Origin of the sequence: Dyella terrae, from assembly GCF_022394535.1 — a bacterium.
Lineage (GTDB): Bacteria > Pseudomonadota > Gammaproteobacteria > Xanthomonadales > Rhodanobacteraceae > Dyella.
In genome coordinates, this window is the sequence record NZ_CP089414.1 from 3,028,080 (window position 1) to 3,044,986 (window position 16,907).

The following is a 16,907-nucleotide window of genomic DNA, read 5'->3' on the forward strand; positions in this document are numbered from 1 at the left end:
ACCTCATGTCGATGAATGGGGATTGGAGCGCAACGGCCAGCGCGACGCCAGCCACCAGCCCAACATCATCGACGCCACCAGCAACCACACCGAGCCGATGCCGCTACCAAGTGATGCCAGCGCGGGCCCCGGGCAATAACCGGCGATACCCCAGCCGATGCCGAACAACGCCGAGCCAACCAACAGGCGACCATCGATGCGTCGTGCGGACGGCATCTCGAACGATGCCTCGAGTCGCGGTTTGCGCGCGCGCCAGACCAAGCGATAGCCGATGGCGGTGGTAAGCACGGCACCCGCCATCACGAACAGCAAGCGTGGATTCCATGCACCGCCCACATCGAGAAACCCGAGCACGATGACAGGTTGTGTCATACCAGCGATGCCGAGTCCCGCGCCGAACAGCAGGCCCGCGAGCAAAGCCATGAGCGATTTCATGTGGGCAACCCTCCCAGCCAATGGCGAACCACGGCTACCGTTGCCATGCCGAATGCGACAAACACGACAGTGGCGGCGAAAGAACGCGGCGACAATCTCGCGATACCGCACACGCCATGTCCGCTAGTGCAACCACTGCCCAGTCGTGTACCAAACCCCACCAGAACGCCGGCGAACGCCATCCATGGCCATGACACCTGCGGCGTGCCGATGCCGCTTTCTCCGCGGACAAGCCACAGCAGCAGCGGTGAGATCACCAGCCCGGCGACAAACGCGGCACGCCACGGCCAGTCACGCGCGCCGCTCAGCAAACTGCTGGCAATGCCGCTGATGCCTGCGATGCGACCCAGCGTCGCCATCAGCAGCACGGCGGCAAGGCCAATCAAGATCCCGCCCGCCAGGGAAAGCAACCAGGGATGCATGGTTACTCCTAAATATTCATATATTAGATATTTCTAATATATAGAACATGCGGAACACGAACAAGCCGACGTCGCTGACGCGATGTCGTACGAAGAAGGTTATCGAACGGAATGGCGATGCGTCGTCAACGCCAGAAAGGCGGGAAAAATGGCGCGCCCGGAGGGATTCGAACCCCCGACCAATGGCTTCGGAAGCCACTACTCTATCCGGCTGAGCTACGGGCGCTTGAGCATCGACGCGTGAGCAAGACCGGTAGGTCCGGCGCACGGTGGACGCGCAGTATAGCGAAGTTGGGAGCCAGCGCCCATGTGGCGGGTCAGGCGCCCTGGCGGGGTCGCAAGATTGCCCCCCTTCACCCCAGCCCTCTCCCCAGAGGGGAGAGGGCGAAGTGCTGTACAGATCAGCGCGCCTTGAGCAGCTCGGACAGGCGATCGGGCTTGCCCGCGATCCGCTCCAGGTGCGGATACTTCAGGCCGTCGTGATAGTCGATGCGCAGCGTCTTGTACTCATCGAAGTTCTTCACCAGCAGCTCGACCGGCTGATTCTTGTCCTTCGCCGCGGCGGTCACTGCGTCCTTGATAGCGTCGCTGGAGTACTCCTTGCCGTTGACGGCAATCACCTTCATGCCCGGCGACAGGCCGGCCTTGAAAGCTGGGCCATCCCACAGCACGTCGACGATATCGCCGCCCTTGCCCATCGAGACACCCAGCGAATAGGTGAGGTTGGGGCCGCCGTAGCGCGTCTCCACGGCCTTGGCCACTTCCGATGCCTTGTCGTCGTAGACCAGCTTCCAGCCGTTCGCCTCGAAGCCGCCGATCAGCGGGCCGTGGCCATCCAGGCGCTCGCGCAGGTAGGTCGCCCAGTCGTACGGCGTGATGTCGTTGAGCGTCTTCACCACATCGTCGAAGGTGTAGGTGTTGACGTCCCACTCGCCGTTCTTCACGCCGAAGAAGGCCTTGGCGAAATCGTCGATGGAACGCTTGTCGCTCGTGAGATCACGCAGCTTGCCGTCCACGTCGAGCCAGATCATCTGACCGCCGGAGTAGTAGTCCTCGCTCATCTGGAAGTTGCGATACGGCAGCGGGCGGCGCATCGCGATGATCGGGTCGTTGGTGGTGTCCTGGATGTTGCGCCACTGCTGCAGGCCCGGACGGCCGCGATCATAGGTCGCTGCCACGTTGGCGAGCATGTCCAGCGCCTGATCCTGCTTCCACAGGCCCGAGCGCGCGGCCATCACGTAGCCCCAGAACTGCGTCTGGCCTTCGTACACCCACAGCAGGCTGTCCTGCATGGGCACGTTGAAGTTCGGCGTGGAGAGATCCGCACCGCGACGGTACTTGCCGTCCCAGGAGTGGTTGAACTCATGCGGGAGCAGGTCGCGCATGACCATGCTCTTGTCCCACTCGGTGAAGTAGCCCGGGCTCACGCCGTTCTCGCTGGAACGGTGGTGCTCAAGGCCATTGCCCGACATCTTGTCGCTGAGCGAGAACAGGAAGTCGTAGTGGTCGTAGTGGTGTGCGCCGTACAGCTTGTACATCTGCTGCACTAGGTTCTGATGCACCTTCAGCTGCTCGGGCTTGATCTCCAGGTACTTCGGATCATCCGCCACGACATTGAGGAACACCGGCGTCTTCGCGCCCGGGTCAAGATCCACGCGCTTGAAGTACTTGCCCGCGTAAATCGGCGAGTCGACCAGGTTTTCATAGTCGATCGGCTTGAACGTAACCGTGTCGCCATTGCGCGAGGCCATCTCCAGCGCGCTGCCGTACTGCCAGCCGGCCGGGAAAGTCACGCTGGTTTCGGCCTTGACCTGTCGCGCGAAATAACCCGCCGGGTACACCGATACGGAATTCCACTGCAGGTTGAGCATCTCCGGCGTCATCACCACGCGGCCTTGGCGGATGTCCTGCGCGGAAAGGAATTGGAACTCCACCTCCACTTCGCTCGCGCCCTGCGGCACGTCCACATGGAAGGCATACACGTTGAGCGGATCGCGCTTCCACGGAATGACCTTGCCATTCGCCTTCACCACCAAGCCAGCGAGCTTGTCGATCGGACCCGTCGGCGAATGGTTGCCCGGCAACCACTGCGGATACAGCAAGGTCAGCGGACCCGCTTGCGCCGGCACCGTTTCGTGCACGCGGAACACGCGATGCGCGATATCGGTCGCATCGACGTTGATCTTCAGCGTGCCATGGAACGGAATGTCCTGCGGTGCAGGAACGTCGGCGAGGGCCGCAAAGCTGCTCAAGCCAAGGGCTGTAGCGAGCATGGCGGAAGCGAGGCGCGAAACTTTCAAGAGGTTCTCCTAATCAATCGGATTCGTGCGCAAGACGTAGCTGCACGAAACATGAACCTCTGATCGTAGTGTGCGTTGACAGGTCAAACCCCCTGCCATTGGTCATGGAAGTGTCTGAACCTCTCCCGTCCGCGAAACCCTTCAGGGGTTTTACACACGTTAAAAACCCGTATCCTTTTTTCACCGCGATCCCCGCGCGGCCCGTAGCGACATTCCCCCTTGTTGTCGCTGCGGATCACAAAAATAGATAGATGGAGCATTCCATGCACAAGACTCTTCTTGCGGCCGCTTTGGCCGTCGTCGCTATCGCGCCTTTCGCTGCCAAGGCCGACGAAAACACCAACCAGCTCGACAACTTCTTCGTGGCCGGCAACCTGGGCCAGAGCAACTACCGCATCGGCGGCGTCTCTGACAAGTCCGACGTGTTCCAGAACGTGCGCTTCGGCTGGCGCTGGAACAACATCGTGGGCGCCGAAGTTGGCTACGCCTACCTTGGCAAGGTCAAGAACGACTACACATTCGGTGACACCTGGGCCAAGCCTCGCGTGGCACAGATCGGCGTGAACGCCAAGTACAACTTCTACAACAACTGGTACGTCACCGGCCACGGCGGCTACCTGCGCTCGCGCACCACCAGCGGCTCCACGGTGGGCGACTACACCGTTTCTCAGCGCAGCTGGAACAACGGCTGGTACGCCGGTGCCGGCGTGGGTTACGACATCACCAAGAACGTCGCCCTGGGTCTGAACTACGACAACTACCACATCAAGAACGGCCGCGGCGGTTCCGATGAGTCGCAGATCAACATGAATGTGGCGACCTACTCCGCTTCGGTGGAAGTGCGCTTCTAAGCGTCGCTCCTCAAAGTGGATACGGAAAACGGCCGCGCAAGCGGCCGTTTTCTTTTGCCTGCTGCACAAAAAAAGGCCGCTTTCGCGGCCTTTTCTACGTGAAAACCTCGGCTTAGCCCTGCTTCTCCAGCTTGCTGTTATGCATGCCGTAGGTGAGATAGATCACCATGCCGATGCTCACCCAGATCAGGAACACCTTCCACGTGATCAGCGGCAGCTCCGCCAGCAGCCAGATGGAGAACGCGATGCCGACGAGCGGCACCAGCGGCACCCATGGCGTGCGGAAGGAGCGATGCAGGTCCGGCTTGCGCTTGCGCAGGATCATCACCGACATACAGATCACGATGAAGGCCGAGAGCACGCCGATGTTCACCAGCTTCGCCACTTCCTCGATCGGCAACAGACCCGCGACCAGTGCGGTGAACACACCAAGCACCACTGTGGGGCGATGCGGCGTGCCATAACGCGGATGCACATGGGCGAACCAGCCCGGCAGCAGGCCATCGCGCGACAACGCGTACCAGATGCGCGTCGCGCCCAACATAAAGGCAAACAGCACGCTGAGCAGGCCGAACACCGCCGACACCGACACGGTGAGCGCCACCCAATGCAGGCCCAGGCCCTTGAAGGCATCGGACACCGGCGCGTCGGTATTGAGCGTGCTGTAGTGCGCGATGCCCGTAAGCACCATCGACACGGCGAGATACATCACCATGGAAATGCCCAGCGACAACAGCACCGCGCGCGGCAGATCACGCTGCGGATTCTTCGATTCTTCCGCCGCCGTGGTCAGCGTGTCGTAGCCGAACACCGCAAAGAACACGACCGCAGCGGCCGAGGCGACACCCTGGAAACCATAATGGCCGACGCCATCCGGGCCGATCACGTGCGCGGGAATGAAAGGCACCCAGTTCGAGGGCTTGACGTAGAACGCGCCGACACCGATCACCAGTGCGACGGCCGCCACCTTGATCGCCACCACCACCGTGTTGAAGCGCGCGCCCCATTCGGTGCGGAAGATCAGCAGCGCAGACACGCCGAGCGTCACCAGCGCGGCGACCACGTTGAATACGTGTCCCTCACCGGTGCCGATGGCACCTTGCGCCCAAACAGGAATGTGTATCCCCAAACTGGTCAGCGCCGACTGCACATAGCCGGACCAGCCGATGGCTACAACGGCGACGATCAGCGCGTACTCCAGCAGCAGATCCCAACCGATCAGCCACGCGGCCAGTTCGCCGAGCACAGCGTAACCGTAGGTGTAGGCGCTGCCGGTGACAGGAATCATGCCGGCGAACTCGGCGTAACACAGCGCCGCCGCGGCGCTGGCGATGCCCGCGATCAGGAACGAGATGGCGACTGCGGGGCCAGCGTTGATCGCCGCCTGCTTGCCTGCCAGCACGAACACGCCGACGCCGATAATGCCGCCGATGCCAATGGCGGTGAGCTGCCACAGACCCAGAACGCGACGGAAATCGCCGCGCTTGCCGGCCTCCGCCTGCAACAGCTCCACAGGCTTGTGGCGCACCAACTTACTAAGGAAACCCATCGACTCATCCCCGAGAAACGAGCCGCGATCATAACGAATGCACCCGCCCCTGCCATGCTGCAGCTGCGCGGTAGTGCCATTCGTCCTGGGCATTCCTATCCGGGAATGGCCTTTCCGGGATCTTGGCGACCGGCGGTCGAGACGGCCAGCCAGCCAAGCGCCAGAGCGCTCAGCACGGGAATGGCGACCAATACGGCCACTACCCTGCCATCCAGATGCGGCACACCGAACCACCCGCCGGTGAGCAGTGGAATGGCCGCGGTGGCCAGCAATCGCGCCAGTTCCAAAGCAACACCGAGGCGGCGCCCTTCGGTGAGCGCGCCAAGGGCTGAAAGGCTCAGCACCAGGAACACCGCATAGCCCACCAGCTCGGTAGCGGCCAGATGTTTGGCGAGATCGAGAAACTGCACTGCCATGCCTAGTAGCAAGGCGAACTGCACCAGGCTGTAGAAGGTAAGACCGCGCGACAACAAAGGCAGATAGCGCGCACGCCCGATGTCGAACGCCGGCTTGGGAAAACGCTCCGCCACGTCTGCCGGGCGCCAGCCCGGCGGCTTGATCCACACCAGCAACTTATCGCGCCAGCGACGCGCGTGCCACGCATCTTTCGCCGTGGCCCAATAAACCTCGGCATTGGCCCACAGCGGGTTCCAGCTACGCAGCGGCGAGCGCGTGCCGTAGATCGGCGGATCGGTGTCGTCTTCTTCGATGAAGGTGCCGAACAAGCGATCCCACAGGATCAGGATGCCGCCGTAGTTCTTGTCGAGGTATTTGTCGTTCACCGCATGATGTGCGCGATGGTTGGATGGCGAGCAGAACACACGATCGAACCAGCCCAGCCGCCCCACCAGCTCGGTATGCACCCAGAACTGGTACAGCAGGTCGATCAGCGCCACCACCACGAACACTTCCAGCGGATAACCGATGATGGCCATCGGCAGGTAGAACAGCCACCCCAGCAACATGCCGCTGCCGGTCTGGCGTAAGGCGGTGGAGAGGTTGTAGTCCTCGCTCTGGTGGTGCACCACGTGCGCGGCCCAAAGGATGTTCACCTCGTGCCCCGCGCGATGCAGCCAGTAGTAACAGAAGTCATAGATCAGCAGCGCGCTGATCCACACCCATAGACTATTTGCCGGCAGGGCGAAGATCGCGAAGCGCTGCACGCACCACGCATAGATGCCAAACGTGAGCAGCTTGCTGAAGACCGCGACAATCTGCGAGATCACGCCCAGCCCAAGGCTGTTGATGGCATCACTGCTGTGATACACGCTGCGGCCGCGCAGTTTCGCCACCAGCAACTCCAGCGCGATCAGCGCGAAGAACACCGGCGTAGCCCAAGTGATGATGATTTCCTGCGTATTCATCGCTTTTCAACGACTCCCGCGAACCGAACGCGCCAAGCACCACAGCGCTGCATAGTACGTGGCCAGCACCCACAGCCCCGACAACGGAATGACGAAGCGGAAGCGGTTCCACGCCAGCAGTGTATCGCTGAGCATGAAGAGCAGCGCGCCAGCCACGGACCAATGCGCGGAGTTGGTCAGCGCGTCCATCGCGTGTCGCTGCACCCGCACCACGGCCTGCCCGCCCATGCTGGCCAGCACCAGCACGTAGACCATCACCGGCAGGTGCAGTGCAACCGGCAAAGACGGCCATAGCGCCCACAGGTTGAACGCACCGTAGGCGACGCAGGCCAGCATGCCCCAGGGACGTTCGGCGAAGCGGCTATCGGTCAGCAGCGCCACGATGAAGCACAGATGCGCCAGCAAGAACGACACCAGTCCAGGCACAAAAGCATCTTGCGGCAGCATCAGGAAGACGTCGCCCGCCAGCGAACACACCATGCCGGCGGCCATCCAGCGCCGATAACGTGTGGACACGGCGGGATTGGTCCGCACCACCATCCACAAGATGAGCAACGTCGTCAGCGGTTTGCAGATCCAGTGCAACCAACGCCAGCCGTCGATCTCACCGGTTGCTGCGAACGTGATACCTGCGATGGCACCCACGGCCAACGCTGCAATCGCAACATCCATCCCGCGCGACGAGGCGGACCCCGTCGTTGCGTTTGAAACAATCATGCGTGGATTCCCCGATCCATCCATCTCAGCCGATGGTAGAGCCAACAGCTTCCAGAGCCCTGTCGCAGCGCAATAAATCGCCCTGGGTGATTTTTGACGTCGCGTCAGCAGCTGCCAAGAACGATGGCGAAAAAAAACCCTCTCCCGGATCACCGGGAGAGGGTTTGCAGAAGCGGGTACGCCGGCGGGACGGCGTTTCCCCCTCCACCTTCCCCAAGCGGGGGAAGGCCCTCCACATGCGTTTAGAACTTCGCGTTGATGTTGAAGAACACCTGGCGTGGAGCGCCGGCCATCAACGTCTGGTTCCAGCCCTGCGGGTCCGAGGCCACGTAACCGTTGGTTCCCGTCGTCGCAAAGTAGCGCTTATTGAACAGGTTGGTCACGTTCAGGCCCAGACTCAGGTCCTTTACGAAGGACAGCGCACCCAGGTCATAGTTCACGCCGGCGTTGAACAACCAGTACGAGGGTACCTGGGAGTCGTTGATGTAGGTGATGTAGCGGCGGCCGGTGTATTTGCCATCCAGCGTAGCGGTGAAGCCGGCGAACGTGTAGCTCACGTTGCTGGTGAACATCCAGGTGGGAATGCCGACCACGTACTTGCCTTGGGTCGCCACCACACCGTTGTTGAGGTAGTCGTCCTGGTACTTGGAGTTGTCGTACGACAGCGAGTTGAGCCAGCGCAGGTGTTCCACCGGGCGCCAGATCACTGCCAGATCAACGCCAGTGCTCTTTACCGAGCCCACGTTATTGAGGATGGCCGAACAGGTCTGCACGGCGCTGCACGGCGACACGGCCAACAGGCGGTTGGTGAAGCGCGTGTAGTACGCATCCGCCGAGGCTTCGATGGTATCGCCGTGCACGCGATAGCCCAGCTCGAAGGTCTGCGACTGCTCAGGGCTGAGCGAACTCTTGCTGGCGTTGAACGCCGTCTGCGACTGGCTGAAGGGCAGGAAGCCGTAGGCCGAGAGGTTCTTGCTGTAGGAGGCGTATACCTCCTGGTTGGCGTCGATCTTGTAGTTCACGCCCGCCTGCGGCAGGAATGCATCGCTGGCACGGATGCTACCGGCGGCCAGCGCGCTGCTCGCCACCAGCGAGTCGGCTACGTTGGTCACGCCCAGTGCCTTCGCGCCGAAGTTCACGGTGAGACGGTCATCCATCAAATGGATGGTGTCCGACGCATAAGCCATGCGCGTCTGCGTGGTGTAGTGCTGGAAGAACCCACGCGCGAACGGCTCGTTGTTCTCGTAGAAATTGCTCAGGTAGTCGTATGCGCCGGTGAGATAGAAGTAGTTGCGCTCCTGATTGGTCTTGGCGTTCTCCGCCCAGAAACCCACTTCGATATCGTTGTTGCCCAGCGAGAACACTAGCGAACCGGTGCCGCCGTAGCGGTCCAGGCCGTAATCGGTGGTGCGCATGGCAATCGGCACGGTGGCCGAGGAAGCCACGTACGGCGTGGCCCACTGACCTTCGCCACGGTTATCGTGGTAATAGGTGCCGAGGTTCAGCGTGGTGCGATCGCTGAGATTGAAGGTGCCACTGAGGCCGGCGAGGTTGTCGCGACGAATACCACCACCTGCGTAGTAGGTGGAGTCCACCAAGTCATAACCGGCCGGCAGCGAGGACAGCATCCCCGGGTACGCGCCCTTGCCGTTATATGCGTTGGCGATCTGCACCGCTGCGCCCCAGTTCGGCTGCAGGTAATCCCAGTTCCAGCCCAGCGCCTTCTGGCTGGCAAGGGACAGATCCATGTAGTCGTATTCTTTGCGACGCGAGTTGTCGAAAAACAGGCTCACGCTGCCGCTATCCCACTGGTAGACAGACTTCAGGTTCACCTGGTCGGAACGCTGGTCGCCATAGCCCTTCCACTTGTCCGTCGACGCATGGTCGTAGGACACGTACATCGAGAAACCGTGGTAGTCACCCGTATCCAGGCGCACGAAGGTGCGCGCGGTGGAATCGGAACCAATCACCTGATTGATGCGTGCGCCGGCGACCTGGTCCGGATCGGCGGAGTAGAACTGGATGGTGCCGCCGAGGTTGGTATTCGACGCCGTACCCAGCGCACCCGCGCCTTGTGCGAGTTCCACCGTGCTGATGTTGTCGCTACTGATCGCGCGCGTCACCTGCAGGCCGGTGGTGGTGCCGTAGCTCATGTTGCCGAGCGGAATACCGTCCAGCGTGAAGCCGAGGCGGCTCTGGTCGAAGCCGTGCAGCGTGATCTGCGTGGACCACTCGTAATCACCCCACGGGTCGGCAGCCTGGAAGTTCACGCCCGGCAGCTTATCGATGGCCTTCAGCGGGCTCGTGCCCGGCGCAAGCTGCTGCAGATCCTCACTGGTGACCTTCTGCACCTGACGCGTTTCGCCGGAGGCGACCACCGACACGGCCTCCATGGTCTTGGCCTTGTCGCGATTGGTGTTGGCCGATGCATCAGCCGCATCGGCAACGGGCGCCGCGGGCGCGGCGGCCGGGTTCAGGTCGTCGGCGAACACGATGCCGCCGTGAAGCGATGCCAGTGTTGCCAGCGCGATCGCGGTCCTGCGAAGGGAAAGCTTGGGCATGACGATTCCTTGCGCGCGGATTCTCCGTGAATCCGCACGTTCTCTAGTGGAAGATCAAAAGGGAAATAGCCGTCCAAACCTTTCGAACGGATTAGGAAATCGTGAAGGCGTCGTGTGTAATAGCGGTTACAGGCGTATTTAAAACACTTACGAAAACGCAGTGAAATGCGACAACGCGTGCGAACACGCGTTGTCGCCAACGATCACGGAAGCAGCGACTTGCCCTGCGCTTGCGGCAGACTTACACCAAGCATGCGCGCAACCGTCGGTGCGATGTCACGCATGTCGATATCGCCCAGGTTCTTGTTCGACGGCACGCCCTTGCCCTGCATCAGGAAGGTGGAACGCATCTGCGCGAGCGCCGGATCGTAGCCGTGCATGCCGAGATAGTGGCCGGGCGAAGGCATCGGCGCATCGGGCTTGATGCCCATCTCAAAACCGGGCTTGAACATGACGAACCACTGGGCCAGCGGCGTACCGCCACCCTTCTCCACCTGCGCCTTGCTCAGCACGCTGGCAATGCCGTACGCCGGATCCTTCTGCAAACGCGCCAGCAGTGCCTCGACCTTGGCATGTACGGCGGCGTCATTCGGATCACGCAGGACGATGGCGCCACTGCCGCCGTCATTCCATGGCATGGCCTGCCAGTCCGTGACGGCGCCATCCTTGATCGTGACGAGTCCTTCCGCGATGAACGGCGCATAGAGGTTCACGTCACTCTGTACAGGCAAGAAGCCATGATCCGAGACCACCACCACCACGCCATCGGGATGCACGCGGTGCGCGGCCTGCACCAGCTCGCCGACCAGTTCGTCGATCTGACCCAGCACCGCCTTGGCCTGCGGCGTGTCCGGACCGCTGACGTGCTGCTCATGATCCAGCGCAGTGAGGTAAGCCGTCATGAAATCGGGCTTGCGCGTCTCCAGCAGCTTCACTGCGAAGTGCGCGCGCGTGCGGTCGCCGGCCATGCTCTCGTCGATGCCGTCCGCATAGGGGCCAAGCTCTTGCTCCAGCGATGGCAACAATCCGGGCGTGGCGAGCGCCGCGAGCAGTTTGCGATCGTCCGCGGTGCCGGTGCGCCAGATCTGCGGCAGGTTCCAGTCCACCTGGGCGCCCACACTCACCGGCCAATGCACGTTTGCCGTATGCAGGCCCGCGGCATGCGCGGCATCCCACAACGTGGGCACCTTGATATCGCTGGCGTACCAATCCCAGCCCTGCTGGTTCTTGTTGTACGGATCAAACGTGAGGTTGCCACCGATGCCGTGTAGGGCCGGCGACACGCCAGTGATCAGCGTGGTGTGGCTGGGGTAGGTCAACGTGGGCAATACGCCACGCACTGATTCGGCATAGGCGCCTTGCTTCAGGAATGCCTGCAGATTGGGAAGATGCAGGCCGCGTTGCTCGGCCTGCAGTACATCGGCGGGGCGCAGGCCATCGATGGAGATCATCAACACCGGCGCCGCTGCAGCGGGCAGGCTGATGGCCAGAGACAGAAAACCGGCGGCACAAAGGAAATGGGACAGGCGCATCGTCAGGTCACCGCAATGTGTGAAGTCGTGGAAGCACGGGCACTCACGCTTGTCACCCCTGCGCAGGCGAGATGACAAGCGGAGGCTGTTGTGGAATCAGTCGGCTCAGCGGCCGTCGAGGGCCTTGCGTCCGATGGCGGGATCGTCGGTAAAGAACGCATCCACGCCGGCATCAAGGTAAGCGCGAATCTCGGCGATGGAGCCTGCTTCGTTGAACGTCTTCGGGTCGCTGCCCTGCCAGAAGTTCTTCGCCTGGAAATAGTTCTCCGGGCGGAAGGTGTACGGGTGCAGCTCCAGCTTCACCGCATGCGCGTCATGCGCCAGCGACGTCGGCTTACCCAGCGTGCCGTCGGCGGCCAGCGGGATGATCGAGCGGATGTTCGGGCCAATCGCATCGGCATAGCCGGCGATATCACGCAGGCCGGCCGGCGTCATCATCTGCGCGAAGCTCAGCTTCTTGCCGGCCGCCACGACGTCATACGGTTCTTCCTTGGCGTCGCCCAGCAGCTGCAGCAGGCGGATGTTCGGATGATCCTTGCCCAGCTTGCCGCGCAGATAGCGCAGGTTGGCGATCTCGAACGACTGGATCTCCACCGGCGCAGTGCGTGTATACGTGTGCGCGGCGAGGATCTCCAACACGCGGTCTTCCATCGGCAGGCTCGCCTTCTGGAAGTAGGTGCCGTGTTTGATCTCGGGGATGATGCCGATCACACGGCCCTGGGTGGCCGATTCGGTCGCCACGAAATCGATGATCTCGTCCAGCGTGGGGATCTGGAACTCACCGTCGTACGCCGTGCTGCGAAACTGCGGCAGGCGCTCGCGAGCGCGCAGCGTCTTCAGTTCCGTCAGAGTGAAGTCTTCGGTGAACCAGCCGGTGACCTTTTCGCCATCGATGGTCTTGGTGGTCTTGCGCGAGGCGAATTCCGCATGCTGCGCCACGTCGGTGGTGCCGCTGATCTCGTTCTCGTGGCGAGCGACGGGCACGCCGTCTTTGGTCATCACCAGATCCGGCTCGATGAAATCCGCACCATCGGCGATGGCCTTGCCGTAGGACGCCAGCGTGTGTTCTGGCCGCAGTGCGCTCGCGCCACGATGGCCGATCACCAGCACCTTCTTCGCCAGCGGTGCTTCGTTCGCCTGACTATTGGCAGTCATCACCAGTGCACCCGCCATCATGATGGCCCAGCATATACGACCCACGGCTACTCCTTTGTCGTTGTCCCGATGCGCCCGTGCGGCGCAGTGATCCAGACATCGTGACGGCCGTGCATGTCGATTCATTGACAAGATGCTCACAGCGCGTTTGATTGCAAGCCCACCGAAAGCCTGCCATGACTGATGGCACCGCCGTGACTTGCGGCCAATGCCCCGCTGGCTGGACCTTGCTAGCGTGCAATGACTCCATCGCTGATCGGAACGGCCATGCTTGCCACCTTGCTCACTGCGCTGCTGGCCAGTGCCGCACCCGCCACCGATTGCCATATCGGCGCCTATCGCCTCAGCGACGGCAGCACACTGGATATCGCACCCACTGACAGCGATGCGCTGCGCTGGCGACGCATCGACGGTGCCAGCGGCAAGCTGACGCGCGGCGCCAACGATACGTGGAGCAGCACGCTGGGCTGGACGGATCGCCCCGACGGTAAGGATGTCCGCTTCGCCGACTGTGCCAAGGGCAAGATCAGCTTCGGCGGCATGGCGGGTGAACGCATCCCGCTACAGGTGCAGCAAACCACCTTCACCGGCGACGGCGGCACCCGGTTGGTAGGTCGGCTGATCCTGCCGCCTGGTGATGCCAAGGTGCCGGTGGTCGTGCTGGTGCATGGGGCCGAGCATGATTCGGCGCAGCAGTTCGATGCCATGCAACGCGAGTTTCCGGCCCAGGGCGTCGGCGCCTTTGTCTATGACAAGCGCGGCACGGGCGATTCGGCCGGCACTTACACGCAGGACTACAGCGTGCTCGCCAACGATGCCGTGGCTGCGGTTGCCGAAGCACGCCGGCTGGCCGGTGCCCGCGCGGGTCGCGTGGGCTTCCGAGGCGGCAGCCAGGGTGGTTGGGTCGCGCCGCTGGCGGCCACGCGCACCAAGGTCGATTTTCTCATCATCGGCTACGGCCTTGCGGTGTCGCCGCTGGAGGAGGATCGCGAAGCGGTCGCGTTCTATCTCAGGCAAAAGGGCTACGACCAGTCAGTTATCGACAGGGCCTGGCAGCTCTCCGATGCCATCGGCCTGATCCTGTCCAGCAACCTCACGCAAGGCTTCAACCAGCTTGAGGTGGCCAAGGCGAAGTACAGCAAGGAACCCTGGTACAAGGATGTGCGCGGCGATTTCAGCTACATGGTGCTGCCGATGAGCAGCGACGAGATCCGCGAGAAAGGCAAGCCTTACGCGTCATGGAACACGCCATGGCATTACGACTCGATGGCGGTCCTGCGCAAACTCAAGACGCCGCAGCTATGGCGGCTCGGCGAAGACGACATCGACGCGCCCAGCGGCGAAACCTGGCGTCGACTAACGTCCTTGCAGTTGAAGGGCTTGCCGATCACCGTCGCCCTGTTCCCGCATGCCGAACACGGCATGACGGAGTACGAGTTGAAGCCCGATGGCGAACGCGTCAGCACGCGCTATGCAGCGGGTTACATGCAGATGGCCATCGATTATGCGAAGGGCATCTTCCATACGCCCTACGGCGCGAGCGTGGTGGTGGTTCCGCGGGAACCGGCGCCGTAGCGGCATCGCGGCCGAAGCCGCGAGGCCGCTACGTTCAAGCCTCGATCAGAATTTCACATCCAGCGTCAAGAAGCTCTGGCGCGGCGCACTCGCGTGGAACGCCAATGCGCGACCGTTGGGGTCGGTATTGGCGAACGCCGTGAGGTTGGACGCATAACGCTTGTCGGTGAGGTTGGTGACGTTGAGCGACAGCTTGACGTCGGTCAGGCCATACATCGCGCCGAAGTCGTAACCGGCACCCAAATCGAAGGACGTATAGCCGCCAAAGCCCTGGTCATTGGTGTACGTGTAGTAGCGCGTACCGGTGTACTTGCCGCGCAGACCAACGTTCCAGGGGCCATACACCCAGCTGATTTCGCTAGCGAAGAGTTTGTTGGGCGTATCCACCGTGATCTTGCCCTGGGTGGGAATGGTGACGCCGTTCTGCTGGTAGTTGTTGTCGTAGGTGGAGCGGTTGAACGAGGCCGAGTTGTACCACTCGAAGTGGTCGAACGGCTTCCAGATAAAGGTGAGTTCCGTACCGTGGCTGCTCACCGAGCCCACGTTGTAGAAGCGCGTGGTGCACGCCGGCGTGGTGCCCTGCTGGATGCTCGGGCACGGATTGAGCGAGAGCAGACGGTTGTTGAAGTTGACGTCGTACACGGCGACGGATGCTTCAAACTCCTTCTGCACTACGCGGTAGCCGCCTTCGATAGTGCGCGACTGCTCCGGCTTCAGGTTGCCCTGCGTGGCATTGAACGACGACTGCGTAACCAGCAGCGGGCCGCTGGCACCACCACCCTGGAATGCGGCGATGTTCTTGGCGTACGACAGGAACACTTCCTGTCCGTGGCCCAATTGATAGCCAATACCCGCCTCCGGCAGCAGCGCCTTGCTGGCGTTGAGGCGGCCGTTGGCCACGGGCGCTTCCACCGCCACGCCCGGCACTTCCTGCGCGCGCATGCTCACGTGCGGGCTCTTCACGCCCACGTCGATGCTCAGGCGGTCATCCAACAGTTTGAAGCTGTCCTGCAGGTAAGCCTGGCGCGTGATGATGGTGTACTTCTGATAGAACAAGCGGCGGTTCGGATCGCTCAGGTAGTTGTCGTCGCTGACCGGGCCGGTGATCCAATAGAAGTTGCGCTGCACCGAGTGATGGTTGTTCTCGTACCACAGGCCACCTTCTACGTGATGGCCGCCCACGTCCCACGTCGCCGACGCGATGGCGCCGTTGCGGTTGATGGTGTAGTTGGTACTGCGGATGGAGATGGGCACTTCCTGCGCGGTGCCCGGGTACGACGGCTGGCCCGGTGCCCACCAGTGGCCCTGGCCGCCGTTTTCATGGTGGTAGACCTGGGTGTGCAGGGTCACTGTGTCGCTGGGGAAGAAATCGCCAGCGAGGTAGTACAGATCATCACGACGCAGCGCGCGGCTCTGGTAATAGGCATCGTCGATGTTGTCCACGCCGCCGGAGAAACCGCAGCGCGAATCGGCCTTGCCGCCCTTGGTGTAGATCGGTGAGCAGTACGCAGCGGCTACCGCACGCTTCCAGTCCGGCGCATACAGGTTCCAGTCCCAACCGAGGCCGCGCGCCATGCCGCTCTTGGAGAGGTAGGCGTAGTCGGCCTGCGAAGTGCGCGAGTTATCGGCGAAGGCAGTGATCTTGCCGCCGTCGAACTGGTAGACCGCCTTGGTGTTGTACTGCTTGGTAGTCGTCGGCGATTCCGGCGGCGCCCACATGTCAGCCGTGGCGCGCACGCCGGACACGTACATGGAGAAACCGTGATAGTCGCCCGTGTCGAGACGCAGATAAGTGCGGCGGTTCTGGTCGCTACCGAAGGTCTGGCTGACGCGGCCACCGAACGTGGTCGACGGATCATCGGTGTAGTACTGGACGGTGCCGCCAAGGTTGCTGGTCGACGCCGTACCCAGGCTGCCGATACCCGAGCTGAGCTCCACGCCGCCGAAGTTCTCGGAAAGCATGGCGCGGCTGATGTTCAGGCCGTTGTAGTTGCCGTAGGCGTTGTCACCCAGCGGCAGACCATCCAGCGTATAGCCCAGGCGCACGGTGTTGAAGCCGCGCAGGCTGATGGTCTGTGATTCCTCGTTGGCGCCGAATGCATCGTTGGACTGCACGTTCACGCCGGGGATGCGGTTGAGCACCTTCTGGATGCTGGTGCCGGCGGGCAGCACCTTGGTGTCCTGCACGGTGACGCGCTGCACCTGACGAGTTTCGCCCTGGCCGATCACCGAGATGCTTTCGAGGTTCTTGGCGCCATCGGCCGTGGCCGGTGCGGCGGCAGCGCTGTCGGCAGGCTGCGGGTTCTCGGCGGCGAAAGCCGTAGGCAACAAAACGACCAAGGCCGCCGCGACAGCGGCAGCGAGCACGTGCTTCTTCATTGAGCGTGAACTCCGGGGGACGGGGAATCCGCGTACAGCGGATACCCCAATCCTGCGGCCATCGTGT

General features: G+C 62.3%; 12 protein-coding genes and 1 tRNA gene. 2 read left to right on the plus strand and 11 right to left on the minus strand.

The annotated features are described in order from the left end of the window. Positions 1 to 3: 3 nt before the first annotated feature. The 4 genes from DYST_RS13195 to DYST_RS13210 all read right to left on the minus strand — a co-directional run bounded on the left by DYST_RS13195 (position 4) and on the right by DYST_RS13210 (position 3,157). Positions 4 to 435 (minus strand): DUF6691 family protein, encoded by a 432-nt coding sequence (locus DYST_RS13195; protein WP_239946106.1) that lies wholly within the window; start codon positions 433 to 435, stop codon positions 4 to 6. Beyond that, positions 432 to 857, minus strand: coding sequence for a YeeE/YedE family protein (locus DYST_RS13200; protein ID WP_239946112.1), 426 nt, complete (start codon positions 855 to 857; stop codon positions 432 to 434). The genes DYST_RS13195 and DYST_RS13200 overlap by 4 nt, the downstream gene beginning before the upstream one ends. A gap of 149 nt (positions 858 to 1,006) precedes the next feature. Continuing rightward, positions 1,007 to 1,083 (minus strand) — tRNA-Arg (locus DYST_RS13205). 175 nt (positions 1,084 to 1,258) lie between these two features. After that, positions 1,259 to 3,157 (minus strand): M61 family metallopeptidase, encoded by a 1,899-nt coding sequence (locus DYST_RS13210; protein ID WP_428993910.1) that lies wholly within the window; start codon positions 3,155 to 3,157, stop codon positions 1,259 to 1,261. A 263-nt stretch (positions 3,158 to 3,420) separates the two neighbouring features. Here DYST_RS13210 and DYST_RS13215 point away from each other — a divergent pair, with 263 nt between their 5' ends. Next, entirely contained in the window at positions 3,421 to 4,008 is a 588-nt protein-coding gene (locus DYST_RS13215) for an outer membrane protein (RefSeq protein ID WP_158241237.1), read from the plus strand. Positions 4,009 to 4,120: 112 nt separating this feature from the next. Here the strand turns inward: DYST_RS13215 and DYST_RS13220 are convergent, their stop codons facing one another. From DYST_RS13220 to DYST_RS13245, 6 genes are all read right to left on the minus strand, one after another. Then, a complete protein-coding gene (locus DYST_RS13220) occupies positions 4,121 to 5,557 on the minus strand; it encodes an amino acid permease (protein ID WP_239946114.1) in 1,437 nt (478 codons plus the stop codon). A 95-nt stretch (positions 5,558 to 5,652) separates the two neighbouring features. Continuing rightward, complete coding sequence (locus DYST_RS13225) at positions 5,653 to 6,921, minus strand: sterol desaturase family protein (protein ID WP_239946118.1); 1,269 nt, start codon at positions 6,919 to 6,921, stop codon at positions 5,653 to 5,655. 6 nt (positions 6,922 to 6,927) lie between these two features. Next, complete coding sequence (locus tag DYST_RS13230) at positions 6,928 to 7,638, minus strand: lysoplasmalogenase (protein WP_239946120.1); 711 nt, start codon at positions 7,636 to 7,638, stop codon at positions 6,928 to 6,930. 242 nt (positions 7,639 to 7,880) lie between these two features. Continuing rightward, a complete protein-coding gene (locus DYST_RS13235; protein WP_239946122.1) occupies positions 7,881 to 10,199 on the minus strand; it encodes a TonB-dependent receptor in 2,319 nt (772 codons plus the stop codon). Between the two features lie 203 nt (positions 10,200 to 10,402). Continuing rightward, positions 10,403 to 11,731, minus strand: a complete 1,329-nt coding sequence (locus tag DYST_RS13240) for an alkaline phosphatase family protein (protein WP_239946126.1) — start codon at positions 11,729 to 11,731, stop codon at positions 10,403 to 10,405. A 105-nt stretch (positions 11,732 to 11,836) separates the two neighbouring features. Then, complete coding sequence (locus DYST_RS13245) at positions 11,837 to 12,907, minus strand: glycerophosphodiester phosphodiesterase (protein WP_428993988.1); 1,071 nt, start codon at positions 12,905 to 12,907, stop codon at positions 11,837 to 11,839. Between the two features lie 246 nt (positions 12,908 to 13,153). Here DYST_RS13245 and DYST_RS13250 point away from each other — a divergent pair, with 246 nt between their 5' ends. Continuing rightward, positions 13,154 to 14,461 (plus strand): alpha/beta hydrolase family protein, encoded by a 1,308-nt coding sequence (locus tag DYST_RS13250; RefSeq protein WP_239946128.1) that lies wholly within the window; start codon positions 13,154 to 13,156, stop codon positions 14,459 to 14,461. A 45-nt stretch (positions 14,462 to 14,506) separates the two neighbouring features. On the opposite strand, the gene DYST_RS13255 is transcribed toward DYST_RS13250, so the two are convergent. Beyond that, positions 14,507 to 16,840: a TonB-dependent receptor gene (locus DYST_RS13255; RefSeq protein ID WP_239946129.1), complete on the minus strand. Its 2,334-nt coding sequence runs from the start codon at positions 16,838 to 16,840 to the stop codon at positions 14,507 to 14,509. Positions 16,841 to 16,907: the final 67 nt, after the last annotated feature.

Bases quoted from the DNA above. Each gene is read 5' to 3' on its own strand.
- DYST_RS13195 (WP_239946106.1), bottom strand. From the start codon at position 435: ATGAAATCGCTCATGGCTTTGCTCGCGGGCCTGCTGTTCGGCGCGGGA.
- DYST_RS13200 (WP_239946112.1), bottom strand. From the start codon at position 857: ATGCATCCCTGGTTGCTTTCCCTGGCGGGCGGGATCTTGATTGGCCTT.
- DYST_RS13215 (WP_158241237.1), top strand. From the start codon at position 3,421: ATGCACAAGACTCTTCTTGCGGCCGCTTTGGCCGTCGTCGCTATCGCG.
- DYST_RS13220 (WP_239946114.1), bottom strand. From the start codon at position 5,557: ATGGGTTTCCTTAGTAAGTTGGTGCGCCACAAGCCTGTGGAGCTGTTG.
- DYST_RS13225 (WP_239946118.1), bottom strand. From the start codon at position 6,921: ATGAATACGCAGGAAATCATCATCACTTGGGCTACGCCGGTGTTCTTC.
- DYST_RS13230 (WP_239946120.1), bottom strand. From the start codon at position 7,638: ATGATTGTTTCAAACGCAACGACGGGGTCCGCCTCGTCGCGCGGGATG.
- DYST_RS13235 (WP_239946122.1), bottom strand. From the start codon at position 10,199: ATGCCCAAGCTTTCCCTTCGCAGGACCGCGATCGCGCTGGCAACACTG.
- DYST_RS13240 (WP_239946126.1), bottom strand. From the start codon at position 11,731: ATGCGCCTGTCCCATTTCCTTTGTGCCGCCGGTTTTCTGTCTCTGGCC.
- DYST_RS13245 (WP_428993988.1), bottom strand. From the start codon at position 12,907: ATGATGGCGGGTGCACTGGTGATGACTGCCAATAGTCAGGCGAACGAA.
- DYST_RS13250 (WP_239946128.1), top strand. From the start codon at position 13,154: ATGCTTGCCACCTTGCTCACTGCGCTGCTGGCCAGTGCCGCACCCGCC.
- DYST_RS13255 (WP_239946129.1), bottom strand. From the start codon at position 16,840: ATGAAGAAGCACGTGCTCGCTGCCGCTGTCGCGGCGGCCTTGGTCGTT.